Annotated in this window: 19 protein-coding genes; all 19 read left to right on the forward strand. The window is 57.7% G+C overall.

Features of this window, described 5'->3' with window-relative positions; genetic code table 11:
• Positions 1-407: 407 nt before the first annotated feature.
• A complete protein-coding gene (gene cysD, locus DOM27_RS09985; protein WP_110655854.1) occupies positions 408-1,325 on the forward strand; it encodes a sulfate adenylyltransferase subunit CysD in 918 nt (305 codons plus the stop codon).
• Positions 1,325-3,256 carry a sulfate adenylyltransferase subunit CysN gene (cysN, locus tag DOM27_RS09990; RefSeq protein ID WP_110655855.1) on the forward strand — a complete coding sequence of 644 codons (1,932 nt, stop codon included), beginning with the start codon at positions 1,325-1,327 and terminating at the stop codon, positions 3,254-3,256. The genes cysD and cysN overlap by 1 nt, the downstream gene beginning before the upstream one ends.
• A 140-nt stretch (positions 3,257-3,396) precedes the next feature.
• The gene (locus DOM27_RS09995; RefSeq protein WP_110655856.1) at positions 3,397-3,801 is read left to right on the forward strand and encodes a DVU3141 family protein; all 405 of its coding nucleotides are present in this window, start codon (positions 3,397-3,399) and stop codon (positions 3,799-3,801) included.
• A 181-nt stretch (positions 3,802-3,982) separates the two neighbouring features.
• Positions 3,983-5,716 (forward strand): polysaccharide biosynthesis/export family protein, encoded by a 1,734-nt coding sequence (locus DOM27_RS10000; protein WP_245392664.1) that lies wholly within the window; start codon positions 3,983-3,985, stop codon positions 5,714-5,716.
• Positions 5,717-5,790: 74 nt separating this feature from the next.
• The gene (locus DOM27_RS10005) at positions 5,791-6,645 is read left to right on the forward strand and encodes an ABC transporter permease (protein WP_188113720.1); all 855 of its coding nucleotides are present in this window, start codon (positions 5,791-5,793) and stop codon (positions 6,643-6,645) included.
• Between the two features lie 13 nt (positions 6,646-6,658).
• The gene (locus DOM27_RS10010; RefSeq protein WP_110655859.1) at positions 6,659-7,609 is read left to right on the forward strand and encodes an ABC transporter ATP-binding protein; all 951 of its coding nucleotides are present in this window, start codon (positions 6,659-6,661) and stop codon (positions 7,607-7,609) included.
• Positions 7,606-8,721 carry a KpsE/RkpR family capsule polysaccharide export protein gene (locus DOM27_RS10015; protein ID WP_110655860.1) on the forward strand — a complete coding sequence of 372 codons (1,116 nt, stop codon included), beginning with the start codon at positions 7,606-7,608 and terminating at the stop codon, positions 8,719-8,721. Before DOM27_RS10010 ends, DOM27_RS10015 begins: the two co-directional genes overlap by 4 nt.
• A 98-nt stretch (positions 8,722-8,819) precedes the next feature.
• Positions 8,820-9,893, forward strand: a complete 1,074-nt coding sequence (gene rfbB / locus DOM27_RS10020; protein ID WP_223162337.1) for a dTDP-glucose 4,6-dehydratase — start codon at positions 8,820-8,822, stop codon at positions 9,891-9,893.
• On the forward strand, positions 9,890-10,777 hold the full coding sequence (rfbD, locus tag DOM27_RS10025; protein ID WP_110655862.1) for a dTDP-4-dehydrorhamnose reductase: 888 nt from the start codon (positions 9,890-9,892) through the stop codon (positions 10,775-10,777). Before rfbB ends, rfbD begins: the two co-directional genes overlap by 4 nt.
• A gap of 84 nt (positions 10,778-10,861) precedes the next feature.
• On the forward strand, positions 10,862-11,782 hold the full coding sequence (gene rfbA, locus DOM27_RS10030; protein WP_110655863.1) for a glucose-1-phosphate thymidylyltransferase RfbA: 921 nt from the start codon (positions 10,862-10,864) through the stop codon (positions 11,780-11,782).
• 36 nt (positions 11,783-11,818) lie between these two features.
• Positions 11,819-12,364: a dTDP-4-dehydrorhamnose 3,5-epimerase gene (gene rfbC / locus DOM27_RS10035; protein ID WP_110655864.1), complete on the forward strand. Its 546-nt coding sequence runs from the start codon at positions 11,819-11,821 to the stop codon at positions 12,362-12,364.
• Between the two features lie 161 nt (positions 12,365-12,525).
• The gene (locus DOM27_RS10040) at positions 12,526-13,881 is read left to right on the forward strand and encodes a UDP-glucose dehydrogenase family protein (protein WP_110655865.1); all 1,356 of its coding nucleotides are present in this window, start codon (positions 12,526-12,528) and stop codon (positions 13,879-13,881) included.
• Positions 13,882-14,834: 953 nt separating this feature from the next.
• On the forward strand, positions 14,835-15,626 hold the full coding sequence (locus DOM27_RS10045; protein WP_223162315.1) for a hypothetical protein: 792 nt from the start codon (positions 14,835-14,837) through the stop codon (positions 15,624-15,626).
• Between the two features lie 20 nt (positions 15,627-15,646).
• Positions 15,647-17,983: a rhamnan synthesis F family protein gene (locus DOM27_RS10050; RefSeq protein WP_223162316.1), complete on the forward strand. Its 2,337-nt coding sequence runs from the start codon at positions 15,647-15,649 to the stop codon at positions 17,981-17,983.
• A 125-nt stretch (positions 17,984-18,108) separates the two neighbouring features.
• Complete coding sequence (locus DOM27_RS10055) at positions 18,109-19,101, forward strand: glycosyltransferase family protein (RefSeq protein ID WP_110655867.1); 993 nt, start codon at positions 18,109-18,111, stop codon at positions 19,099-19,101.
• 33 nt (positions 19,102-19,134) lie between these two features.
• Positions 19,135-20,979, forward strand: a complete 1,845-nt coding sequence (locus DOM27_RS10060; protein ID WP_110655868.1) for a glycosyltransferase family 2 protein — start codon at positions 19,135-19,137, stop codon at positions 20,977-20,979.
• An 11-nt stretch (positions 20,980-20,990) separates the two neighbouring features.
• Positions 20,991-23,306 carry a glycosyltransferase family 2 protein gene (locus tag DOM27_RS10065; protein WP_223162317.1) on the forward strand — a complete coding sequence of 772 codons (2,316 nt, stop codon included), beginning with the start codon at positions 20,991-20,993 and terminating at the stop codon, positions 23,304-23,306.
• Positions 23,307-23,352: 46 nt separating this feature from the next.
• A complete protein-coding gene (locus DOM27_RS10070) occupies positions 23,353-24,381 on the forward strand; it encodes a glycosyltransferase (protein WP_245392666.1) in 1,029 nt (342 codons plus the stop codon).
• Between the two features lie 118 nt (positions 24,382-24,499).
• Positions 24,500-25,489, forward strand: coding sequence for a glycosyltransferase family 2 protein (locus DOM27_RS10075; protein ID WP_110655870.1), 990 nt, complete (start codon positions 24,500-24,502; stop codon positions 25,487-25,489).
• The last annotated feature ends 94 nt before the right edge of the window (positions 25,490-25,583 follow it).

The raw sequence follows: 25,583 nt of genomic DNA on the forward strand, positions 1-25,583 counted from the left end.
TTAACTCGTTGGCTTTCTCTTTAAGAGAGTAATCAGGGCAGATTTTATCGATGAGTATTTTCCTTGGCCGAATGATTTTGGAATAGGGTTTGCTGTGGCGGTGGTGTTATTTTTCACGGATTTATATCGATAAATACCATATAAAACAGTAGCTTGTATAAAGTATCAGAATGCCGCTTTTTAGCATTAATCTCTTCCGTGTAACGTTCTTTTCAACATCCTCCATGAAGACTTTTCGTCGCTTACATAAACTTACCTTTCGCGATTTTAAAGTTTGACTCGAAGGCGCTATTTGGACGAAAAAGAGTCTCGAAACAACAAATCAAAGCAACGATCGCCAGCGTTTTGGTCCGTTTCAGGACCGAGGTTCTTGTTTCGTTACTCTCGATCGGCTGCACGGGAACGTTATGCGCGAACTCACACTCAGGGCTCACACGCACCTTAGGCAACTCGAGGCTGAGTCGATTCAGATCATCCGGGAGGTGGCTGCGGAGTTCCGCAATCCGGTCATGCTCTACTCGATCGGCAAGGATTCCTCGGTAATGCTGCATCTAGCGCGGAAGGCATTCTATCCGGGAACGCCGCCGTTCCCGTTGCTGCATGTCAATACCACCTGGAAGTTTCGCGAAATGATCGAATTTCGCGACCGTACGGCGGCCCAGGTCGGTATGGAGCTGATCGAGCACGTCAACGAGGAAGGGCGTGTCGCCGATATCAATCCGTTCGATCACGGTAGCGCCAAATATACCGATGTCATGAAGACCCAGGCGCTCAAGCAGGCATTGAACCAACACGGTTTCGATGCCGCTTTCGGTGGCGCCCGCCGCGACGAAGAGGCTTCCCGTGCCAAGGAGCGAGTCTATTCGTACCGGGATAGACACCATCGCTGGGACCCCAAGAAGCAGCGACCGGAGCTGTGGAATCTCTATAACGGCAAGGTCAACCCGGGCGAGTCGATTCGAGTCTTTCCGCTCTCGAACTGGACCGAGCTGGATATCTGGCAGTACATCCATCTCGAGTCGATCTCGATAGTGCCGCTTTACTACGCCGCGCCACGACCCACCGTGGTTCGTGACGGCATGTTGCTCATGGTCGATGACGATCGGTTACCGCTCGCCGCCGGTGAGGTGCCGCAGGAGCGCTGGGTACGTTTCCGTACTTTGGGTTGCTATCCGCTGACCGGTGCCATCGAGTCCCGTGCTACCACCTTGCCCACGATCATCCAGGAAATGCTGCTCACTCGCACCAGCGAGCGCTCCGGCCGTGCCATCGATCACGACGGTGTCGGGTCGATGGAGAAGAAAAAGCGCGAGGGGTATTTCTGATGAATTATCCGTCCGTTCGGATAGCCGACAACACCGAAGGGTACCTTCAGGTGCAGCAGGACAAGGATGCAAACGAGAGCCGGGCGCCGCACGACGGCAAGGATCTGCTGCGCTTCTTGACGTGCGGTAGTGTCGACGATGGCAAGTCCACCCTGATCGGACGCCTGCTGCATGACGCCAAAATGATCTTCGACGATCAACTGGCAGCGCTGACACGAGATTCCAGGCTGCAAGGTCGCACGGATGGTCTCTTGGATCTGGCTCTGCTGGTCGATGGACTGCAGTCGGAGCGCGAGCAGGGCATCACCATCGATGTCGCCTACCGGTTTTTTTCCACCGACAAGCGCAAGTTCATCATTGCCGATACCCCGGGCCATGAGCAGTACACCCGCAACATGGCAACCGGCGCTTCCACCGCGAACCTGGCAGTCATTCTGATCGATGCCCGCTTTGGGGTGCAGGTTCAGACGCGGCGGCATAGCTTCATCTGCGATCTGCTCGGTATTCGCCATTTCGTGATCGCGATCAACAAGATGGATCTGGTCGACTACTCCGAGGCGCGTTTTCGGGAAATCGTTGCGGATTATCGCGATTTCGTCAGTCAGTTGAGCGTTTCCGACGTTCGCTATCTGCCGATATCCGCACTGAATGGCGATAACGTGGTCGACCCCAGCCCCCACATGCGCTGGTTCGACGAGGCACCGTTGCTGACCCAGCTCGAGCAGATCGAGATTCTGTCGGCGCGAAGTCTCCACGAGCTTCGCTTTCCGGTGCAGTACGTCAACCGACCCAATCTCAATTTCCGGGGTTACTGCGGTACCTTGGCCGCCGGCGCCGTCGAGGTCGGTACCGAGATTCGGGTCGAGCCTTCCGGCAAACACTCGAGCGTGGCCCGAATCGTTACCAGTGACGGTGATCTGAACGTGGCGTATGCGGGGCAGTCGGTCACGCTCACCTTGCGCGACGAGATCGATATCTCGCGTGGCGACACTCTGGTCGCGGCAAATAGCGAACTCGAGCCCTGTAGCGCTTTCATCGCCGACGTAGTGTGGATGCACGAGACGCCACTCGCGGTGGGTCATGAATACGAATTCAAGGCAGGCACCCGTATCGTACCGGGGCGAGTCGTCCACATCCTCTATCAGGTCGACGTCAATACCCTCGAGCACCACGCGAGCGAGACATTACCGCTCAACGCCATCGCGCGCTGTCAGATCGAAGTCGCGCAACCACTGGTGCTGGATCGCTATCAGCATTCTCCCGAGACCGGAAACTTCATCTTCATCGACAGGCTGAGCAACCTCACCGTAGGCGCCGGCATGGTGGTGGACATGCTGAATAAGGGACACGTGGTCTGGCATGACATGGCCGTCACCAAGAGCCGGCGCGCGGATCGCAACCGTCAGAAGCCGAGCATTATCTGGTTCACGGGGCTTTCCGGAGCGGGCAAATCCACCGTTGCCGATGCGTTGGAACGGCAGCTCTTCGGCATGGGCTACAACACCTACCTATTGGACGGCGACAACGTGCGCCACGGCCTGTGCCGGGATCTCGGCTTCAGCAACGAGGATCGTCAGGAAAACATTCGCCGCATCGGTGAAGTGGCCAAGCTGATGGTCGACTCGGGGATGCTTACGCTGGTTTCGTTTATCTCGCCGTTTCGCGAAGACCGCCTCAACGTTCGTCGCATGGTCGAGGCCGGCGAATTCATCGAAGTGTTCGTCAATACGCCGCTATCCGTTTGCGAACGTCGCGATCCCAAAGGGCTCTACCGTAAGGCTCGTCGCGGCGAAATCCAGCAATTCACCGGTATCAGCTCGCCTTACGAAGTACCCGAATCGCCAGAAATCGAAATCGATACCTCGGTCTGTGACCTTGAAGAGACTATCAGGCGTCTCATCGCGGGGCTGCGTCGTCATCGAATTATCTAGACGGACATCAAAAGCGGAATTCGGCATTTCAGCATGAGTAGTTCACGTGAAAAGACGGTAATGACGTTGAGCGCTACAGAAAAATATCAGGTTGGGTTCTCGGCGATAACGCGCGGGAAATCGAGGGAAAGGTGGTCGCGATGAAAAATGAAATAAGGCAAGTCAGCAAGAGTAATCCCGCTAGAAAATGGGGGGCGGTGGCACTGGCGATCGTCGCCGTCTCAGGATGTGCGACCTCACAGCAACGCACAGGGGATACGGCCGCGATGCCCATGAATGGGGCAACGCCGGTAAGCGGTCCGCTCGCCAGCTTTCTCGATAGTGCCGCGCCTGGCAGCGTCACCACGATGGCCACTTCACCCTGGGGTGCCAACGTCTCGATCCATGCTCGCGAGCGCTACTTTTCGGCGAGTGGCCGGCGCTGTCTGCTCCTGGATGTAACACGTAATGTCGCGCCGGCCGGTCTTCCGGTCGGCGAAGTGACGTGCCTAGTGCCGGATAAAGGCTGGTATGCCCAGCGGTTGGTGACGGAAATCATTCGCTAGATCGCGTCTGAGTAGTTTGCAGACGCTTTTCGGAGAAGCCGTCTAAATCTGTCGTTCCTAATGCCGGAATGACCTGGACGCCACCGAATCAAGAAGTGCCGATAAACGGCATTTTACCGGAGTTTGATTATCGAAATCCGGTGCTCGATGGCCCGAAACAACGTGAGGGAAGGGAACCACCATGAAGCGGTTATCAATGATTTTCCGGGCTATGTGCCTGGTGGCGGTAGCGTGCTTGAACGCTGGCCTTGCTCACGGGCAGGACTTCGGGTTGAACAGCAGCGCATTGTTGGGCGGCGACCAACCAGCGGAGGCGATGACGTCGCAGACGCAAGATGCCGACAGCACCGAAACATCGCCGCGAGCCGATTGGGACAGTGGCACCTATGGTCCTGTCGATCCACGGGCACAGGCCATGGTCGACCCCAACAGCTTGCCGCCATTCGGCGAGAACCTGTTCAGTGGCGGTTTCCGCGGCATGATGGCCGACGGACTCAATCCCGATTACCTGATCAAGCCTGGTGACCAGATCACCATTCGGGTCTGGGGCGGCGTCGAGATTGACCGCGTATTGGCCGTGGACGCACAGGGCAACATCTTCCTGCCACGAATCGGGCCTTTGCAGGTCCAGGGGATCTCCAACGCGCAGCTCAACGCCAAAGTGCGTGGGGCGATCAAGTCGGTCTATCCGGAAAACGTCAGTGTCTACACCAATCTTCAAGGTGTGCAGCCGGTGGGGGTTTTCGTCACGGGCTATGTGCTGAACCCGGGGCGCTACTCCGGAACGCCCAACGATTCGATGCTCTACTTTCTCGATCAGGCGGGCGGTATCGATCAAGCGCTCGGTAGCTATCGCCAGGTAGTGATCAAGCGCGGGAGCCAGGTCGTCAACGTCATCGATCTGTATGAATTTCTGATCAACGGGGATATCGCCCGGCCGCAGTTCCGTGATGGCGACACCATCGTGGTCGAAGAGCGTGGGCCGGCCATCAGCGTCGTGGGTGACGTGCAGAAGAACTACCGCTACGAACTGGTCGGCGATGCGCTGACCGGAGAGGACGTGATCAACCTGGCACGACTGAAATCCGGCGTGTCGCATGTGCTCCTTCGGGGCAGCCGTTCTTCGGGTCCGATTTCACGGTACCTGCCGCTGGCGGAATTCCGCAGCGCCGAGGTGCGTCGTGGCGATGAAGTGATGTTCAGCGCCGACCTGCGTGACGAGACCATCGTGGTCCAGATCGAGGGCAGCTATTACGGGCCATCGCGTTATGCGCTGCCCCGGGACGCCCGGTTGGGCGAGTTTCTCAATGCGATCAGCGTGCCGAAGGACATGACCAGCTATCAGGATATCTCCATCCGTCGGATCAGCGTGGCGGAGCAACAGGCGTCGTCGTTGAAGGATAGCCTGCGCCGACTCGAGACGACCTATCTCGGCTACCCGTCCCGCACGGCCAAGGAAGGGGAAATCCAGGTTCGTCAGGCGGAGTTGATCGAGCGGTTCGTGCAGAAGGCTTCTCAGGTCAAGCCGACAGGTCGGCTGGTTGTTGCCAGAGACGGCAACGTTGCGGATATACGCCTGCAGGACGGGGATATCGTGACCATCCCGGAGAATACCGATTCCGTTCTGTTGAGTGGCGAAATCATCATTCCTCAGGCGATGGTCTACACGCCGGGCATGAGCGCCCTCGATTACATCCAGCAGGCCGGCGGATTCACGCCCAGAGCCGACGAGGACCAGGTGTTGGTGGTTCATCGCAATGGCGCCGTCATCCAGTCGGGGCAGACCCGAATGCGTGCCGGCGACGAGATCATCGTCCTGCCGGCTGCCCCGACCAGCAACATCGAACTGGCGTCGTCAATCACCCAGATCCTGTTCCAGATCGCCGTGGCAACTCGCGTAGCGCTTGACCTATGAGCGCCCTCGATCCGCGATCTTTCCGCCTGATGCGCACGTTGTGCGTACACCCTCGGGGGTAATCCGTCATGGCCATGGATTCTTCACGACCGGGTTTTTCACCACCGGGCTTTCCACCATCAGATTTTGCACGACCGCCCGGAGCGCCCTCGCGGCCGCCCTGGCGGGTAGCCAGAAGCGTCTGGTTCGCCATGTTCATGCGCGAAGCCATCTCTCGCACCATGGCAGACCGCATGGGCTGGTTCTGGATGATCTTCGAACCGCTGGCGATCATCGGCGTGATGGTTTCGGTGCGTGGGCTGTTCATGTCCGGCCGACACATCGCCGGCGCCGACTACGTGGCCTGGATGGTGGTGGGGCTGATGGGCTTCATGCTGTTCCGGGAGAACATGATGCGCTCGATTGGTGCGGTCGAGGCCAATCGCGGATTGTTCGCCTATCGCCAGGTCAAGCCGATCGACCCGGTACTGGTGCGCTGTTTTCTCGAAGGCATGCTCAAGACACTGATCTTCATCCTGTTCATCACGATTGGCAGTCTGCTCAAGTTCGAGCTGATGCCCGACTATCCGTTCGGCGCGATGATGGACTGGCTGTCGTTGTGGGCGCTGGGTTGGGGCATGGGACTGACGCTGTCGGTCCTTGGCGATCTGATTCCGGAAATCGGCAAGGTGGCTCGCATCCTCAACCTGCCTTTGCTGTTGCTCTCCGGCGTCATATTCCCGGTGCTCTACGTGCCGCATCAATACCGTGAGTACCTGTTGATGAACCCGATCGTGCACGGCCTGGAGAGCATGCGAATGAACTTCTTCGGCGGCTACCACACGATCAGCGGTATCGACATGACCTATCTGTGGTTCTGGGCGCTGGCGCTGATTTCGCTGGGGCTGATCCTTCACACGCGCTTTCGCGACCAGCTGAAAGCGCACTAGGAGATCTGCCCACATGATCGAAATCCATAATCTCTACAAGCGTTATCACAACCATCACGACAGCCCTTGGGTCCTGAAAGATATCAGTCTGACGATCCCCTCTGGCGTCAGCGTTGGTCTGCTGGGGCGTAACGGGGCGGGTAAGTCGACGCTGCTGCGGCTGATCGGTGGCATGGACTCTCCGGATCGTGGCGAGATCATTCGCAACAGTCGCGTTTCCTGGCCGATCGGCCTGGCGGGTGGTTTTCAGGGATCGATGACCGGCCGCCAGAACGTCAAGTTCGTAGCTCGGATTCACGGTGCCGAGGAGGACATCGAGCGGGTGATCGAGGAAGTCGAGGCCTTTGCCGAGATCGGCAATGCCTTCGATGAGCCGGTGAAGACCTACTCCTCGGGGATGCGTTCACGTCTGGCATTCGGGCTGTCGCTGGCCTTCGATTTCGATGTCTACCTCTCGGACGAAGCGACCGCGGTAGGCGATCGCGCCTTCAAGGCCAAGGCTCAGAAGGCATTCAAGGATCGCATCGGCAAAGCCAGTCTGATCATGGTCTCCCATGGCGAGGGGGTCCTGCGGGAATTCTGCAAGGCGGGCATCGTGCTGGAAAAAGGGCAGGCGCAGTGGTTCGACGATATCGAAGATGCCATCAGCGCTTATCACGAAGCGACCGATGGCAAGAAGGTCGCGCCTCCGGTCGTTCCTCAATCGCTCTCCGAGGCGAAACAGGTGCTGATGCAGGCCAATCGCGAATTCGAGCAGGTGCGCCTCGATTACCAGATCGCCAGCGACGATCCGGCTCGGGACGACCCTGACGACGCCTTGCGCTGGCGCATGGAAGATGCCCGCGAGCGCATGCACGACGCGCGCCGATACGTGCAGCAGTTCCAGGCTCAGGCGAAATCCAAGCCTCGAAATCGAACGCCAACGTCTACGAAAAAGACTCCGAAAAAGACAGGTCGGCCATGAACAAGTCAGCTCATCTCAATAAATCATCCCGATTGCGCAAGTCGTTCCACTGGATCGTGTGCCTGATCGCGATCGTCATCGTGTCCCTCTACTGGGCGCTGTGGGCCAGCGACCGCTATGTCTCTCACGCCAATGTGGTCCTGGAAAGCCCCCAACTGGCATCGCCAACCCTGAGCGTGAGTTCGTTGTTGAGCGGCGGCGCGACCAGCAATCTTGCGGACATGCTTCTGCTGCGGGATTACATGCGTTCCGTGGATATGCTGAAGCTGCTCATCGATGAAGCGGATTTCCGCAATCACTACGCCAACTCGGGCGCCGATTTCTTCAGTGCGCTGGGCGATGAAAACGCGCCGCTTGAAGAACTGCACGAATACTTCCTATCGCGGATATCGGTGGAGCTGGACGACTACGCCGGCGTGTTGCGCGTCGACGTCGAAGCCTTCAGCCCTGAAGAAGCCAACAAGATCGCGAATCTATTGCTGGATGAGGGCGAGCGCCACATGAATCTGATGGGCCAGCGGTTGGCGGAAGAGCAGGTGCGCTTTCTCGAACAGCAGGTCACGCTGCTGGAAGACAAGTTCCAGCAAACCCGAGACGCGCTGGTCAACTATCAGAACGCCAACGGATTGGTCTCGCCGACAGGCACGGTGGAGAGCTTGAGCTCGGTGGTTTCGAGCCTGGAAGGACAGCTCGCCATTGCCAAGGCCCGCAAGAGTGCCCTCGCAAGCTTCCAGAGTGCGCGCTCCCCGGAAATCGTGCGTGTCAGTAGCGAGATCAAGGCTCTCAAAGATCAGATCGTGCAGGAGCAGGAGCGTCTGGCCCGCCAGTCGGGTGATGCCCTCAACAGCATTTCTTCGGAATATCAGACCTTGATGCTACGTGCCCAGTTTGCTCAGGAAAGCTATGCCGGGGCGTTGGGAGCGCTCGAAACCACACGCATCGAGGCTGCGCGCAAGTTGAAGCAGGTTTCCGTATTGCAGACGCCGACGATGCCGGAATATCCCGAGCAGCCGGAACGGCTCTACAACTCGGTGGTCTTCGCGGTGATCGCGCTGTTCATCACGCTGATCCTCAACATGCTGATCCTGATCGTGAAAGATCACCGCGACTGATCGGTTCGCCATCGGTCCACCAATGATCGCTGTACGACAAATCCACAATTGATCGTTGCGCTATCAATAGTAGCCTCGACGGGGGAAGTAACATGAGCATGACATTTCTAGTGACAGGGGGCGCCGGATTCATCGGCTCGGCGGTGGTGCGCGAGTTGATCGAGCACACGTCGCATCGCGTCATCAACGTCGACAATCTGACCTACGCGGGTAATCCGGAATCGCTGGCACGCGTCGACAGCGACGAACGCTACGAGTTTCGTCTGGCCGACATCTGCGATGCGGCGGCCATGGCCAGACTCTTCCGCGAATATCAGCCGGACGTGGTCATGCATTTGGCGGCGGAGAGCCATGTCGATCGATCCATCGACGGGCCTGCGGCGTTCATCGAGACCAATATCGTCGGCACCTATACCCTGCTGGAGGCGGCTCGCGCCTACTGGAAAGGGTTGCAGGATAGTGCTCCGCAGAAAGCGGCGACTTTCCGGTTTCATCATATCTCCACCGATGAGGTCTACGGAGACCTGCACGGCGTCGACGACCTGTTCACCGAGACGACGCCGTACGCCCCCAGTTCGCCCTATTCGGCCAGCAAGGCGAGCTCCGATCACCTGGTACGCGCCTGGTACCGAACCTTTGGTCTGCCGACCCTGGTGACCAACTGCTCCAACAATTACGGGCCGTTCCATTTCCCGGAAAAGCTGATTCCGCTGATGATCCTCAGCGCGCTGGCGGGTCAGTCGTTGCCGGTCTATGGCGACGGCAAGCAGGTTCGCGACTGGCTGTTCGTGGAGGATCATGCGCGGGCGCTGGTTCAGGTCGCCTGTGAAGGCAAGATCGGCGAGACCTATAATATCGGCGGACACAACGAAAAGCAGAATCTGGAGGTCGTCGGCACCATCTGCGACCTGCTAGAGGAACTCGCGCCCGAGAAACCCCAGGGGGTGGCGCATTACCGGGATCTGATCACTTTCGTGGCCGATCGTCCGGGCCATGACCAGCGTTACGCGATCGACGCGTCCAAGATTCAGCGTGAGTTGGGCTGGACGCCGCGCGAGACCTTTGAAAGCGGTATGCGCAAGACCGTGTGCTGGTTCCTCGAAAACGATGTCTGGTGGCGGCGCGTGCAGAACGGCAGCTATCAGGGCGAGCGACTAGGGGCAACCGCATGACCGTTCTGATTCTTGGCGGTAACGGTCAGGTCGGTTTCGAACTGCAGCGTGCGCTGGCTCCACTGGGAAAGTGTGTTTCGCCCGGACGGCAGTCGCTGGACCTGCAGGATGCCGACGCCGTCGCCCGTGTGCTCGCTACGTTCCAACCTACTCTGATCGTCAATGCCGCTGCCTGGACCGCGGTGGATGCGGCCGAAAGCTCGCGTGACGAGGCGTTCCGGTTGAACGCGGCGCTGCCGGCGCAACTTGCCGATTACTGTGCGTCGGCTTCGGCGCGACTCATCCATTACTCGTCTGACTATGTCTATCCCGGCAATGGGGAAACGCCGTGGCGGGAGTCCAGCGAAACGGCACCGCTCTCCCTATATGGAGAGAGCAAGCTGGCGGGTGACGAGGCGATACTGGCCAGTGGCGTTGATGCGCTGATCTTCCGCACCAGTTGGGTCTACAGCGCGCGCGGCCATAATTTCATGAAAACCATGCTGCGTCTGGCTCGGGAGCGGGAAGCGCTCAGCATCGTTGGCGATCAGATCGGTGCGCCAACGCCGGCGCGGCTGATTGCCGATGTCACGTTGCTGGCAGTGAAGGCGCGGATGGATGAGCGTCTGCCCGCCGGGCTTTATCACCTGGCACCGCGTGGAGAAACCAGCTGGCACGGCTTCGCTCAGGCGATCTTTCGCCAGGCCGAAGCGTTCGGGGAGACCTTGCGGGTACAACCGGATCAGGTGGCTTCGATCCCGACCGCCAATTACCCCACACCCGCGCAACGGCCGCTCAATTCGCGCCTGGCGCTGGAGAAGCTCGAGCAGGGGCTGGGTATCACGCTGCCGGACTGGGAGTCTCAACTGCAGCTGACGCTCTCGGAACTGCTTGACGTCGCATAGAGGCTCCTTTCCGCAGGGAAGGCGTCAAATTATACCGTTATCCAGATATTTGAATCGATCCTGGCATCGAATAGGAGCTTAACCATGGCACGTAAGGGCATCATTCTAGCTGGTGGTTCCGGCACTCGGCTTCACCCGATCACGCAGGGCATCTCCAAGCAGCTACTGCCGGTCTACGACAAGCCGATGATCTACTACCCGATCTCGGTGCTGATGCTGGCCGGAATCCGCGAGATTCTGATCATATCGACACCTTCCGATCTGCCTCAGTATCAGTATCTGCTGGGCGATGGCGCACAGTTCGGTGTGCGCTTCGAATATGCCGAACAGCCGTCTCCCGATGGTCTGGCCCAGGCATTTCTGATCGGTGAATCCTTCATCGGCAGCGACTCCGTGTGTCTGGTACTGGGAGATAATCTCTTTCATGGACAGCACTTCACCGAGCAGTTGACCCGGGCCTCGGAAGCAAAGAAAGGAGCGACGGTGTTCGGTTATCTGGTCAAGGATCCGGAGCGTTTCGGGGTGGTGGATTTCGATGCGTCGGGCAAGGCGCTGTCGATCGAAGAGAAGCCGATCAAGCCGAAATCGCCTTATGCGGTCACCGGTCTCTATTTTTACGACAACGACGTGGTCGAGATCGCTCATCAGGTCAAGCCTTCCGAGCGCGGCGAGCTGGAGATCACCAGCATCAATAACGCCTACCTCGAGAGAGGCGATCTACGCGTCGAGCGACTGGGTCGCGGGTTCGCATGGCTCGATACCGGCACGCATGACAGTCTGCTGGAGGCGGGTCAGTACGTGCAGACGATCGAGCACCGTCAGGGACTCAAGGTTGCCTGTCTGGAAGAGATTGCCTGGAATCAGGGCTGGATCGATGACGCCGTCTTGGCCGAACGTGGCAACGCGCTCAAGAAAACGGGGTACGGCCAGTACCTGCTGGAGCGCCTGGAGGACTCGAGGCGTGGAGCGAAGATAGCGAAAGCGGCAGTCGTTGGCGGCCAGTAATCCGACGTGCCCATCGTAGGCAGAGGAACGAATAAAATGAACTACGAAAAATTGTCCATTCCTGACGTCGTGCTGATGACCCCCCGGGTATTCGGCGACGAGCGCGGCTTCTTTCTCGAGACGTTTCGCCACTGTGAATTCGTCGAGCACTGCGGCGAACACACGTTCGTACAGGACAACCATAGCAAATCGAGCCAGGGCATCCTGCGGGGGCTGCATTATCAGCTGCAGCAACCGCAGGGGAAGCTCGTACGGGTCACGCGAGGAGAGGTCTACGACGTGGCGGTCGATCTTCGACGGAGCTCCTCGACGTTCGGGCAATGGGTCGGAGCGCTGCTGAATGAAGACAATCGCCAGATGCTGTGGGTGCCGCCGGGATTCGCCCACGGTTTCTACGTCACCAGCGACATTGCCGAGTTCCAGTACAAATGCACGGACTACTACGCGCCGGGCGACGAATACAGCCTTCACTGGAACGACCCGCAACTGGCTATCGACTGGCCACTGGTTGGCGACAAGCCGATGACATCCGAAAAGGATGAACAGGGAAGTTCGCTGGCGGACGCTGCAACTTTCGCCTAGGGCTGCTGGTTCGGACGGCTCCCGAGCGGTTCGTCGGGTTCGTGTTCCGAGCCTTGCTCGCACTTTTGCGCTGACGGTTTTGCGCCAGGCCATTCGGTCTCGCCATCTCGACTTTCTGGCTGCCCTGTGGGCGGCATCGCTTACTCTTGGGAGTTTCTCGGATGAAGATCACCGTTTTCGGTACCGGCTATGTGGGGCTGGTCACCGGCGCCTGTCTGGCGGATGTTGGCCACGACGTGGTCTGTGTCGATATCGATCAGAACAAGATCGATCGCCTGGTTCAAGGAGAGATCCCGATCTACGAACCCGGTCTCGAGTCCATGGTGCTTCGCAACGTCGAAGCCCAGCGACTGCAGTTCACCGTCGACGCTGAAATGGCGGTGGCGCATGGTGTCCTACAGTTCATTGCCGTTGGCACCCCACCCGATGAAGACGGCAGTGCCGATCTGCAATACGTTCTGGCGGTAGCGTCCACCATCGGCCAGTACATGAACGCTTACAAGGTCGTCATCGACAAGTCGACCGTGCCGGTCGGTACCGCCGACAAGGTTCACGACCGCATCGCCGGCATTCTTGCGGAACGCGCCGCTGAACTCTCGTTCGATGTCTGTTCCAATCCCGAATTCCTCAAGGAAGGTTCGGCCCTGGATGATTTCACACGAGGTGCACGTATCGTTGTCGGTACCGGGTCAGACCGCGTCAGCGATCTCATGCGCGAATGCTATGCGCCTTACAACCGCAATCGCGAAAAGTTGATGTTCATGAGCGTGAGAGCGGCCGAGCTGACCAAGTATGCCGCCAACGCCATGCTTGCTACCAAGATCAGTTTCATGAACGAGATGGCCAATCTTGCGGAGCGCCTGGGGGCGGATATCGAGGACGTTCGTCGCGGTATCGGCTCCGATCCGCGGATCGGCTATCACTTCATCTATCCGGGCTGCGGATATGGTGGTTCCTGCTTTCCCAAGGACGTCCAGGCATTGGCGCGCACGGCCAGCAAGGTCGGTTACGAGGCCCAATTGCTTCAGGCGGTCGAGGCGGTCAACAAACGCCAGAAGTCGACTCTGTTCGAGAAGCTGTCCCACGCTCTGGGGGGCGAACTGGAAGGCAAGACGATTGCGGTCTGGGGGTTGGCGTTCAAGCCCGAAACCGACGACATGCGCGACGCCCCAAGTCGAACGTTGATGGAAGCGCTGTGGTCCCACGGTGCCACTGTCCAGGCCTATGACCCTGAGGCGATGAAAGAGTGTCGTCGGATCTACGGGGAGCGTGACGATCTGGTGCTGGTGGCCGATCGCATTCAGGCGGTCAAGCGAGCTGATGCGCTGGTGATCTGCACCGAGTGGAAGGAGTTTCGCACATTGGACGCCGAGTGGATTCGGGCCCAGCTGACGACTCCCGTCGTCGTCGACGGGCGAAATCTGTTCGATCCAGAAACGATGTCTGTTGCGGGCATCGATTATTACGCCGTCGGCCGAGGCAAGACCCTCGTTTCCCCGACTGAAACTCGAGGCTAGGCGTTGAGTCGACCCGCTCCTGACGCTTGCTCCGACTCGCCGCTAGAAAACGCATCGTCGTTTTCTGCGGCGTATTGTTACCGCAATATCTTTGTTTACTGTTTTTAATGCTTCCGGTTATGAGACAGCTGATATTTTTCATCAGCTTTTAATGAGTGGATTGCTGGATGGTGAATATCGATGAGTAAATTCATCTTCACCAAAAGCCGGGTCGAGATTAACCTGACTAAAGTCTTAGCGGTGACCTGAAATTGATGGTGGTGGATGTTTAAAGTCGAAACACATTAAACGTCGCAGGCTCACGGTTCCCCGAGATTGATATGTCATCGTATTGTAGCAAGCCATGATTTTTTGTCGTTATTTCGCGACATTGCTAGCTTCCTGGCTGCCATCACTATTGATGAATTGATAGTGTTTATTGCTTTCTCTACATATCTTTCGATGGCTTCAGACGTCCGCCAATTGGATTGGCATGAAGATGGTTGTCAAAAAACTATAAAAGCACCTGCAAGAATGGCGTTTTGAAATATAAGTTTTAATTAAATTAAAAATTGATATGAATCTTTGCCTGGTAATGCTGAGCGCTGCTGCATCGGCCTGAAGGTCGTGCGGATCTGCAGTTTCTCAATAACCGCGCGCGGGCAAGAATAGGTAAACGTCACGGATCGTGGCAAATCAAACATCGACGGGGCATCATCATGCAAGCCAAGAATCGAGCACTACATGAGTTCGGAGCGACCTTTCTTGGGCCCGCACTGCACGTTTATGCCGAATCCATAGAAGCCGAAGCCAATGGCCATCTTCCCGTCTGCCTGGCGCGCGAAGGGTGGTGTTTTCATCGCCTGTTGACGCGATTGCAGCGTGAGTCGTCAATCGATCTACAGCACGACCCCGTTTACCTGCGGGTGTCCAGAACGCTCCTTTTCCGCGCCATGCTGGGCTCGGAGACGATCATGCCGATGGCGCTCAGCAATGAATTTACAGGCAGCATACTGGACCTCATGCGTAAGCGATTTGGTCTTCAGCTACATGAAATATTTGCAGCGTTGCCGTTCGAGCTTCTTCGTTTCAACTGTGAGCTTCCCAAGGATCAGGATCTGGTCCTGCAGTGGCTGACACCGCATTTAAAAGCCTTGGAAGACGTCGTTTCCCCGACACGCCGGTCGTTGATTGCCTATCTGAGCCGAAGCGGGCTGCTGGATCCCGACAAGCGTCCTCTGATGCTGGACCTGGGCTATTCCGGCACGATCCAGAAAATTCTCACGCATATTCTGGAGCGGGACACGACCGGCCTCTATTTTATCGCGACCAAGCCAGGTGACTCCGCGATCGGTGATCATCATGCGCTATTGAAGGGTGTCTTTCATGAGGGGGTGGGGTGGCGCGATGGCTGCACCATGCTCGATCGTTCGTTGCTCTTCGAGTGCTTGTTGACCGCTCCCCATGGGCAAATGGTGGACATTCGTCAGAAGAGCAATCGCGAGTTCGAATATTTCTATGGTCGTGAGGCAGCAACACAGCGCCATTTTCAGGATTTGAAAACGGTCTTCGATGGCGCGATCGATCACGTCGTGATGTGTCGACACCATGGCGTGAACTACACGCGTGCGGATGTGCAGGACCTCTACGAAGTCTTTGCTACCAGACCCAACTGTATTCCCCATGACGTATGGCATCTTTTTAGTGTCGATGACGATATCACCGGTAACGGTATGGTCAATCCGATGCAAATGTTCGCAATATAAATCAATAGGCGGGGGCCCCCATGAAACCAACGGGAAAAATGATGTCGCTATTACCGTGGCTATTTCAGACCCAGATCGCCAGCCAGGCGCGCAAGAAGCGCCTGGCTGCGGAGGAAGTCGTGGGAATGGACGACAACATCGTCGTGCCCGAGGCTCGGTCAGACAAGGCCAGGTCAGAAGAGATTCGATCAGAAAAGGATGTCGAAGAAAAAGTCATTGAAGACCAGCCCTGGGAAGAACCCGTCGTCAACGATAAGAACCTGGTCACTGTGACCGAGACCTTTATCGTCTCCGAGGGAGATGCCATCAACGATGATGTTGCCCCTGCAAACGTGGTTGTCGGTAAGGAAGAGCCGCTTTCGTTTTCTGACGCCGCTGCTTTGTCGGACGCCGATTCGGCGGCCGAATTGCGCAATGATGACAGCGAAGCGAGTGAATTGCCGCTGGGGGTCACGACCGGCAGTGGTAGTGCTCACGCGTCCCTGATGGGCCAGGCGTTCATGGACGCGCTAAGCACCGGACTGTTCGATCCCAAGTGGTATCAGGCTACCTACGGTCTGCGCTTCGCGACGCAGCGTGAAGCCTTCGATGACTATCTTCGCAAATCTCGTTTTGCCCCGGTGAACCCGTCACCGCGCTTCGATAGCGAGACCTATCATCGAATGTATATCGATGTCTTTCATGCTCAGCAGAGCCCGCTACAGCACTATCTGCTGCATGGACGTAGCGAAGGACGCCAGCATGTACCCGCTACCGTGCGTTGGTACCCCCGAGAGATCATCGAGCCCAGCAAAACGCTGACCCAGGCGGCGAGTGAGTTGAAAGTCGCACTTTGTCTGCACGTTTTCTACGTCGATTTTCTTGATCGATTTGCCAAGGCGATCGAGCGGTTTCCGGTGACCGTCGACGTCTATCTGACGCTGGCGGATGCCAGTTTCGAAACGCATGCCCAGGAGATGTTCGGCAAGCATCCCAAGGTCGGCAAGCTGGAAACCCGTGTCGTGCCCAACCGCGGCCGCAACTTTGGCCCGGCCCTGGTGGAGTACGGCCAGGCACTACAGGCGTATGACCTGTTCTGTCATCTGCACTCCAAGAAGTCGCTCTATTCGGGCAAGGAGCAGACACAGTGGGCAGAGTATCTGATCGAATACCTGTTGCGCGATACTTCCGTCATCACCCGGCTATTGAATGCTTACGCCGCTGACGAGTCGCTGGGGCTCTATTACCCGACCACGTTCTGGATGATGCCCGCCTGGGTCAATCACCAGACCATGAACAAGGGTTTCATGCGCGAGTGGCAGCAAACGCTGGGATTGGATCATATCCCCGAGTTTTTGAGCTATCCCGCCGGTGGCATGTTCTGGTCTCGACCCGGTGCGATGAAGGGCGTGCTGGATCAGACGTGGACCTACGAAGATTTCCCGGAAGAACCGTTGCCCAACGACAATTCGATGCTCCACGCCCTGGAGCGAATTCTCGGTCCGCTGGCCGAAAATCTCGGTTACAAGCAGCTGTTTTATTACCCGCCTACCGGCCAGTTCACGACGGACAATGGCTATATCACCGCAAGCTATCACGGCCGGTTGGAGCAGCACGTTGCCAGTATCCAGGCGCACGCCTGCATCAGTTTCGATGTCTTCGATACGCTGGTTCGCCGCGAGTTCACCGTGCCCGATTACGCCAAACTGAAGCTCGGCAAGATGCTGGCCGAACAGGGGATCGTCGGCACCGCGCAGGCGTTCGTCAAGCTGCGCAACGACGCCGAGTCGACGCTGCGACAGCGGGCCAATTATCAGGGCGACGTTCGGATCGAAGCCATCTACGACGAACTGGCCGATCAGCTGGATGTGGATCCCGTAGTGGCTCAGGACTGGATGGAGCTCGAGTACGAACTCGATCTAGAAATGATCCAACCCAAGGACGAGATGGTCGAGCTATTCAACCATCTTGCCGCTCAGGGACACATTCTCTGGGTCATCTCGGATAGCTATTACAACCGCGAGCAGGTGGGGCTGATGCTCCGTAAGGCCGGCGTGGCGGCGGCCTACCGGTTGATGGTGTCGAGCGAAGAACAGCTGCGCAAGGATAACGGGTCGATGTGGCGGAAGGTGAAGCAGGACCTCGCCAACGAAGGTATCGATCGTCACCTGCACATCGGTGACAACGTGGTGGCGGACGCGCAGGTGCCCGGTGACCTGGGGCTGACGACATTCCATATTCTTCATCCGATGGATAAGTGGGCGGCGTTGGGATTCCCGGCGGTACTGCACGGGGCGGATGCGCTGGATGAGATGGAAATTCTCAAGTGGGGCCGCTTGATCAACGAAGTGGGCAGAAATCCGTTCATTGGTGAGTGATGGCGGTATCGACGGGCCGAGTGATCCGCTACCGATCGCCGGCGCCGTGCAGTAACAGAAGCCGTGGTAACGGACTCCGGGGTGTTAGACGTGATGGTTACCAATTTAGTGGTCGAGGGGGATGCGTGACGGTCGATCCAACGCGCGCGGGTATCCGCGCCACGACGAATATCTGTTTTACCGCCCTCACCATGGTGCGGGGCGAGAGCGATATCGTCTGGTCGTCGCTTCTGCATCATGCGCGTCTGGGTTTCCAGCGTTTGATCGTCATCAGCTACCTGGAGCACGACTTTCTTCGCGAGTGCATCGACAAGCTACGCCATGATTTTCCTGGCCTGGAAGTGAATCTGGTCGAGCTCGAGAGCCGCGGCCATTTCGGCAGACGCAAGGCGTTTTACGTCAACCGGGCATTGTCGTTGTTCGTCGATCCCAAGATGGAAAATTTCGCCTACTGCTTCGATGCCGATGAGTTTCTCTCATTGGGTGCGTATCCATCGATTGGTGCTTTCCTTGCCGCATTCGTCGCCGAGTTGCCGGGAAAAGTGATTCACGGAACGACAGGTGAGGTTTTTCCGCTGCCCTGGCTCAATTTGATTCCGAAGCGTCGCCATTATGAAGAGCGGGATTTGAGCGGACAGTTTCTCGAAGGAGAGTATCTCTGCGTCGACAGCCGTCAGCACAGTCGTCACAAGGTCCTGTTCCGCAAGCGGCCGGGGACGCGCGTTCACATGGCCTATCACCAGGCTTTTGCGGGGGAGAAGGATGTCCCCGTCCTGCCGGATTCCGAGGCTGTCGCGTTCGTCGAAAAGAGCGGGGCATGCGTCTATCACGTGCCACTGCGTAGCCCCGGGCAGTTCCGGGATCGGCTGGAAGGGCCGATGCGCCGCGTCATGATCCAGCCTGGTAGCGCTCCATCGTCAGCGCCTGCCGAGGTGCCTTTCGATATTGCCGCTGAACTTTACTCGGCGTGTACCGCCAGTCAGCCAAGATTCACGAGTCTTGCCGAAGCCGCAGATGTCTTCGGAGAAGCCATTACCGATAGAAAGATCCGGGCCATCACTCGATTCATCTACCGTCATCGAGTGGACGTCGGCCCGGTTTTGGGCTCGGCGAAGTAGTCGCCGCCCCGAGTTGCCTGGGAACTTACGCCAATGATTTCACGCATCGCCAACGAACCCCGTTATCGATACACGATGGTCGCCATCGTCAAGAACGAACGTGAGTACCTACCCGAGTGGATTGCTTACCACCGACTGATCGGTTTCGAGCACTTCTACATTGCCGATCACGGCAGCAGCGATGATACCGATCTGTTGTTGGCGAAATGGCAGAGCCAGGGACTGGTCACCGCTTGCCAATGGGAGCCTGAAGAGCGAGCGCAGATTCTGTGGTATCAGCATGTACTCGAGCGCCACGGCCACGAATCGACCTACATGGCATTTCTGGACGTTGACGAGTTTCTGGTGCACCCGCATTGCGATAGACCACTGGAGTGGCTGGCGCCGACGCTGTCGCCCGACGATGTGGGCGCGGTGGCGATCAACTGGCGAATTTTCGGATCTTCCGGGATGCGTTTTCGACAGCCTGGCGGCGTATTGGAGCGGTTCAGCATGGCCAGCAATAGTGCTCGAGTCGTCAATTGCCATGTGAAGTCGATCGTCAAGCCTTCGCGGGTATTGTCGATGACACCGCATACGGCAGAGTTGAAGCCTGGCTATCGCTATCTTTCTGCGAACGGTCAAACAGTAGATTTCATCGAGGGCAAGGCGAAGTCCGGCCGCTCGCAGAGCGTGATCGATACGCCGATGAAGATTTACCACTACAACATCAAATCGCAGGAAGAGTTCGTCGATACCAAGATGTCGCGCGGTCGAGCCAACCTGGGGCCGATGCACTCTCGCGATCTGGATTATTTTCACCGGCATGACATGAATGACGAGCCGGTCCAGTTTTCGCCGGAACTGCTGAGTCGCGTTCGTCAGGCCAGTCAAGACCTCGCACCGGAAGCCTTCCCGGCCCGGCGCCAGCCATGTTTCTTCGTCCATATCCCCAAGACTGCGGGGACGAGTTTTCGTCTGGGTGCCAAGGCACATCTCGGCGAGGACCGGGTCTGGCACGACTACGGCGAAAAGCAGCGCGAAACGGCGCCCGCGGTGGTGCGCTGGGGCTATGAGCGTCGCGATATCTGGCGATTGTGGCAGATTCTCTCCGCCCAGAATGTGCAACTGCTGGGAGGGCACGTTCGGCTGGACAAGTACGCGCATATGGCAGGTTTGCGTCATTGCTTCTCTTTCGTTCGCGACCCGCTGCAGCGACTGGCGTCTGAATATCATCACTTCGTTCGCCACCACGGCTATCAGGATACGTTCTCGGCGTTCTATCGTCGCCACGACATGATCAATCGTCAGAGTCGTTTTCTGGAATCGACGCGTATCGAGGCTCTGGGATTCATCGGGCTGACGGAGCGCTATTCGGAATCGCTGGCGATGCTGAATGCGCTATATGGCTGGGAAATCCCGGGGATGGCGGAAAACCTGGGCCATGCGTCGGTAGATCATGCCTATGACATCAGTGCCGAGGATGAAATCGCGTTGCGCGAGCTGAACGCCGAAGACTTCCAGCTCTATCAGGAATGTCAGCGGTTGTTCGATTCCCGGCTGGCCCTGTTCGAGTTAGGCCGGCCCTTCGTCCATGGCGCGATTCAACAATGCGTTGCCGACAAGGTGGTGGGGTGGGCCTGGTGGGCCACCGACGACAGCCCCGTCGAGATCGATGTCTGGGTCAACGATCACAAGGTCGGTCGTACGCTGGCCAATGCGCTGCGTCCCGGCATGCTCCGATGGGGCGCACCTCGCGGCGCTTTCGTAGGCTTTCATCTGCCAATTGAGGCCGGTCATGGGGATATCGTCGATTGCCGGGTCACCTTGACCCAGCAGTCGTTGGGGCGGCATCGCGTTCAGCGAACCGCCACGCTTCAGCCTGTGCTGGAACCGTGAGGGACATGCCGATGCAGACCTTGCTGTCACCGACCTCAGCTTCCAGGGATTGGATGTTCTGGCGTGGGCTCAGACGCTCCACGCGGGCGGTTTGTTACCCCCGCCTCAAGCCGATCCATCAGATCGAGCAACTGCCGGCCGAGGGCCGCGGTGAAACTGGGCACTATGCCTGGCGTTCGATGGGCAACGATCCTCAGTTCGCCTGGCGACGCCACTTACCGTTGCCGGGCTGGAACATGCTCGAGGTCGCTATCCGCCATGATCAGCCGAGCGGCTCAGTGCGGCTCTATGTCGATACCGGTCAGGGATTCAGAGAGACGGAAAGTTTCTACCTGACTCTCCGGCCGGGGCGAATCGCCAAGCGTCTGTGTTTCATCGGGGCGGGTGTCCGAGGGATTCGTTTCGATCCGTTGGAAGCCGAAGGGTGTTTTGTCGTCGACCATTTGAGACTGGTGTGGCTGACACCGTGGTTTGCTTACGACCGTTTATCTCAGCGGTTGGCCAACCTGCATGGTCAGTGGCTCGAGACGCCCAAAACAAAGATAATGACCCAATTGAAACTGAGCGCGCGAGCGCAGAAGCTTCACTGGCGAACGCTGGCCTTGAAACAGTACGAGGAGACCTTCGTTCGCCTCTGTCCACGCAAGAGCTACCGGCAGTGGCTGGCTCAGCAGCCAGTGCTCTCTGTCGAGCAGATATCTCGACGGCTGGCCACTTTCTCCTACCGGCCCCTGATCTCGATTCTGCTGCCGACCTATAACCCCGTGCTGAAAGATATCGATCGCTGCATCGAGTCGGTATTGGCACAGCATTATCCGAACTGGCAGCTGTGTATCGCCGATGATGCCTCGACCGACCCGCGCGTTCATGAGCGGCTTTCTCATTATGCCGAGCAGGATTCGCGTATCAAGCTGGTGTTTCGACCGACCAATGGCCATATCTGTGCGGCGAGCAACAGTGCGCTGTCATTCGCCCGCGGCGACTATGTCGCGCTGTTGGATCACGATGACAGTCTGGTGCCGGAAGCGCTCTACCATGTCGTAGAAACCTTGCAGCGCCAGCCGCAGGCGGAACTTCTGTACAGTGACGAGGACAAGATCGACGATTTTGAAGAGCGCTATGATCCGCACTTCAAACCGGCGTGGAACCCCGACCTGTTGCTGGGGCAGAACTATGTCTCTCATCTTGGGGTGTACCGAACCTCGCGAGTCAATGCCGTGGGTGGGTTCCGACAAGGCTTCGAGGGCAGTCAGGATCATGATCTGACACTGCGTTTCTGTGCCGGCCTGAATCCCGATCAGATCATCAGAATTCCGCAGGTGCTTTACCACTGGCATGCCGGCGCGGGTTCCACGGCGATGGCCGCCGTGGAAAAAGCTTACACCGGAGAGGCCGGTCTGCAGGCAGTGAAGGATTATCTGATCCACCACGCCGCGGGTGCCAGCGCCGAGCCGGGAAAATTCCCCAATACCTATCGCATTCGTTGGCCGATTCCGGACCCAACGCCGCTGGTTAGCCTGCTGATACCGACCCGTGATCAGGTATCGATTCTGCGCCCCTGCGTCGAGGCCTTGCTCGAACGAACGCGCTATCCGCATCTGGAAGTATTGATTCTCGACAATGGCTCGACCTGTCCGGAGACGCTGGCCTTTCTCGAGGGAATTGCAAAGGATTCGCGCGTTCGCGTGCTGCGTTGGGCACAACCTTTCAACTACTCCGCCATTAACAACTTCGGTGCCCGTCACGCCAGGGGCGACATTATCGGATTGATCAACAACGATATCGAGCCGATCAACGAGGACTGGTTGGAAGAGATGGTCGGTCAGGCCTGTCGCGACGAGATCGGCTGTGTCGGGGCCAAGCTCTACTACCCCAACGGCACCGTCCAGCATGCCGGCGTTCTGCTCGGCGTCGGGGGGGTCGCCGGGCATGCACACAAATACTTCTCGCGTCACGAGCCGGGATATTTCAGTCGCCTGCATCTCGTACAGAATTATTCCGCCGTGACCGCAGCGTGTCTGGTAGTGCGAAAGGCGCTATTCGATGCCGTGGGCGGCCTCGACGAAGAGAACCTGGCAGTGGCATTCAACGACGTCGACTTCTGTCTCAAGGTCCGGGAGGCGGGGTATCGCAACCTGTGGACGCCGTTCGCCGAGCTTTACCACCACGAATCCGTCTCCCGCGGCGCTGATGACACCAGCGCCAAGAGACTAAGAGCGAGTCGAGAAGCGGATTACATGCGCCGGCGATGGCGCCATCGGTTATTCGATGACCCGGCTTATCACCCTAGCCTGACACTGACTTACGAGGACTTTTCGCTGCGTTGAATCGCAGTGAGAAGAATGAATATCCAGCCTACGAGGGGGACTGATCATGAACTATCCGCGCTGGGTGGTTTTGAGTGATGGAACCTGTCCGACCGAAGATATCTACTTCCTGAAATCGGTGGCACCGTGGCTGCAATCACGTGGCATCGAGGTCAAGCGGATCGACACCAGCTACTGGCGACTGCCAGTCATGTGCATGCCCTGGCTGGTGGGTGAACTGCGTAATGCCCACGTTCTCGTCTGTCGGTCGCTCAATGGCGCCTGGATCTCTTGGCTGGAAGATAATCGGCACCGATTGGCTACCATTCGCTATCTGATCGATGACGATATCGACGCCGCGGCCCTGGACGAACAGTTGCCGGAAACCTATCGGCGGCGAATGGCTCACGTGTCGTCGCAAATACAGCCACGTTTGCTAGCGATCGCCGATGAGGTCATTGCCTGTTGTGAGCCGCTGGCGAAACACTTCAGTCGTCGTCACGATTCAGTGTCGCTGTTGGCGCCTTCACTAATCGCGCCGATGCCGAATCATGACCATTTTTCCATGCTGGCGCCGTGTGTCGGATTCCATGGTTCTCGGGCTCATCTGGCCGATCTTGAGAATATCACGCCCGCGCTGGTCGATATCCACGAGCGCAACAAGGCACTGACATTCGAAATCATGCTGGGGGGATTCTCTCCGGTATCGTTGCGGGGTTTGCAGCGTGTGCGCACGCCCAAGCCCATGGGCTGGCGCGCCTTTCAGCGCTATCGTGACCGCCAACGGATGCATATCAGCCTGACCCCGATGCGGGACACGCCGTTCAATGCCGGCAAGACTTATATCAAGTTTCTGGACAACGCCGCGATGGGGAGCGTTGGACTTTACAGTGCGCGCTCCCCTTACCGGGAAATCGTCGCGCATGGCGAGGACGGACTATTGGTCGAGGACACGCCCGAAGCCTGGCGTTCAGCCATGCAACAGTTGATCGATGACCCGACGGCCGCGCGCTTGATGGCACAGAATGCCGCTCGCAAGGCGCTGGATATCGGTAATCCGGAAAAGGCACGAGCTTTCTGGTGGGTACGCCGTTGAGCCAAGACGATAGAACTGAGGTCAAGATGATAGTGCTGAGGTCAAGATGATGGCGCTGATCTCGAGCGCTGATCCTGTATGAGCACGCCGGCTCCGTTTCCCACTTTGCATCGCCGCCATGGCGGCAAGAATCTTTAACATGACAGGAAACTCAACCATGAATATCGAATTTACTGCCATCACGATGGTGCGGGGAGAAGAAGACGTCGTCTTTGCGTCTTTCCTGCATCACCTGCGATTGGGGTTCGACCGGCTTATTGTGCTCAGCCATATCGAGCATGACTTCCTCAGGGAGTGCGTCGCTGAATTGCGTGATAGCTACCCGGAGAAGGAGATTGCCTTCGTAGAGATCGAAGACGAGCAGGGCTTTTCCAGACGCAAGGCCGACTATATCAATGGGGCCCTGGACATTTATCTGAAAAAGGATTGCTACAACGTCGTCTATGGTTTCGACGCCGATGAGTTCCTGACTTTCAAAAAAGGGCTCACGGTAAAGGATTTCTACGCGTCATTCGCGCAGCGCTTCCCAGGTGAAGAGAATATGAAGCGATTCTATTTTCGGCTGCCGTGGATCAATGTGATCTGCAAGGAGCGCATCGCCTACCAGCAGGATCTGGAAGGGAAGCTGTTGGAGGCCGAATATTGGTCACTGGGCGAGCAGGCCTCCGATACCAAGGCGCTGTTCGTTCATCGTCAGTCACATCGCCTGCACATGGGGTATCACTGGCTGATGGCCAAACAAGATGGAACGGTGCTGGAGCCCGAGGCCGAGATCATGAATTTCGCCCGAGAGTGGGAAGCCTGCATCTATCACCTGCCGCTACGTAGCGTGGAACAGTTCTTCGCGCGGATGGGTAACTACGTCTCCAGTGCGGCGAAGCAGGAAAAGCACAACCGCTTGAGCCAGTTCTTCATCGACAATCCGCATATCAATCGCCAGCACTTCTTCGAGATGTGCATCGCCCCGACGCCGAGTTATCCGAGTTACGAAGCGCTCAAGGCAGATATGGGGCCGGCGATCGAAGAGATGGTATTGATGGCCTTTACCAAACTGATGGTGAAACCCCGCATCGACATCGGAAAGGCGCTGTCCCCGGCCACTTCATAGGCCGGGTCACCGAACCATCAAGTCGTCAAGAGATCGGCTTTCCATCGAAAGTGCGTCATCGCAGGAGAAGACACGGCGGCCGGGTGACCTTCAC

It is taken from the genome of Salinicola halimionae, assembly GCF_003206065.1.
Taxonomy (GTDB): domain Bacteria; phylum Pseudomonadota; class Gammaproteobacteria; order Pseudomonadales; family Halomonadaceae; genus Salinicola; species Salinicola halimionae.

Coding starts and splice junctions, on each gene's coding strand:
- cysN (WP_110655855.1), top strand. CDS start 1,325: ATGAATTATCCGTCCGTTCGGATAGCCGACAACACCGAAGGGTACCTT.
- DOM27_RS10075 (WP_110655870.1), top strand. CDS start 24,500: ATGGCGGCAAGAATCTTTAACATGACAGGAAACTCAACCATGAATATC.
- rfbD (WP_110655862.1), top strand. CDS start 9,890: ATGACCGTTCTGATTCTTGGCGGTAACGGTCAGGTCGGTTTCGAACTG.
- cysD (WP_110655854.1), top strand. CDS start 408: ATGCGCGAACTCACACTCAGGGCTCACACGCACCTTAGGCAACTCGAG.
- DOM27_RS10015 (WP_110655860.1), top strand. CDS start 7,606: ATGAACAAGTCAGCTCATCTCAATAAATCATCCCGATTGCGCAAGTCG.
- rfbC (WP_110655864.1), top strand. CDS start 11,819: ATGAACTACGAAAAATTGTCCATTCCTGACGTCGTGCTGATGACCCCC.
- DOM27_RS09995 (WP_110655856.1), top strand. CDS start 3,397: ATGAAAAATGAAATAAGGCAAGTCAGCAAGAGTAATCCCGCTAGAAAA.
- DOM27_RS10010 (WP_110655859.1), top strand. CDS start 6,659: ATGATCGAAATCCATAATCTCTACAAGCGTTATCACAACCATCACGAC.
- DOM27_RS10045 (WP_223162315.1), top strand. CDS start 14,835: ATGCCGATGGCGCTCAGCAATGAATTTACAGGCAGCATACTGGACCTC.
- rfbA (WP_110655863.1), top strand. CDS start 10,862: ATGGCACGTAAGGGCATCATTCTAGCTGGTGGTTCCGGCACTCGGCTT.
- DOM27_RS10000 (WP_245392664.1), top strand. CDS start 3,983: ATGAAGCGGTTATCAATGATTTTCCGGGCTATGTGCCTGGTGGCGGTA.
- DOM27_RS10065 (WP_223162317.1), top strand. CDS start 20,991: ATGCAGACCTTGCTGTCACCGACCTCAGCTTCCAGGGATTGGATGTTC.
- DOM27_RS10060 (WP_110655868.1), top strand. CDS start 19,135: ATGATTTCACGCATCGCCAACGAACCCCGTTATCGATACACGATGGTC.
- rfbB (WP_223162337.1), top strand. CDS start 8,820: ATGACATTTCTAGTGACAGGGGGCGCCGGATTCATCGGCTCGGCGGTG.
- DOM27_RS10070 (WP_245392666.1), top strand. CDS start 23,353: ATGAACTATCCGCGCTGGGTGGTTTTGAGTGATGGAACCTGTCCGACC.
- DOM27_RS10040 (WP_110655865.1), top strand. CDS start 12,526: ATGAAGATCACCGTTTTCGGTACCGGCTATGTGGGGCTGGTCACCGGC.
- DOM27_RS10050 (WP_223162316.1), top strand. CDS start 15,647: ATGAAACCAACGGGAAAAATGATGTCGCTATTACCGTGGCTATTTCAG.
- DOM27_RS10005 (WP_188113720.1), top strand. CDS start 5,791: ATGGATTCTTCACGACCGGGTTTTTCACCACCGGGCTTTCCACCATCA.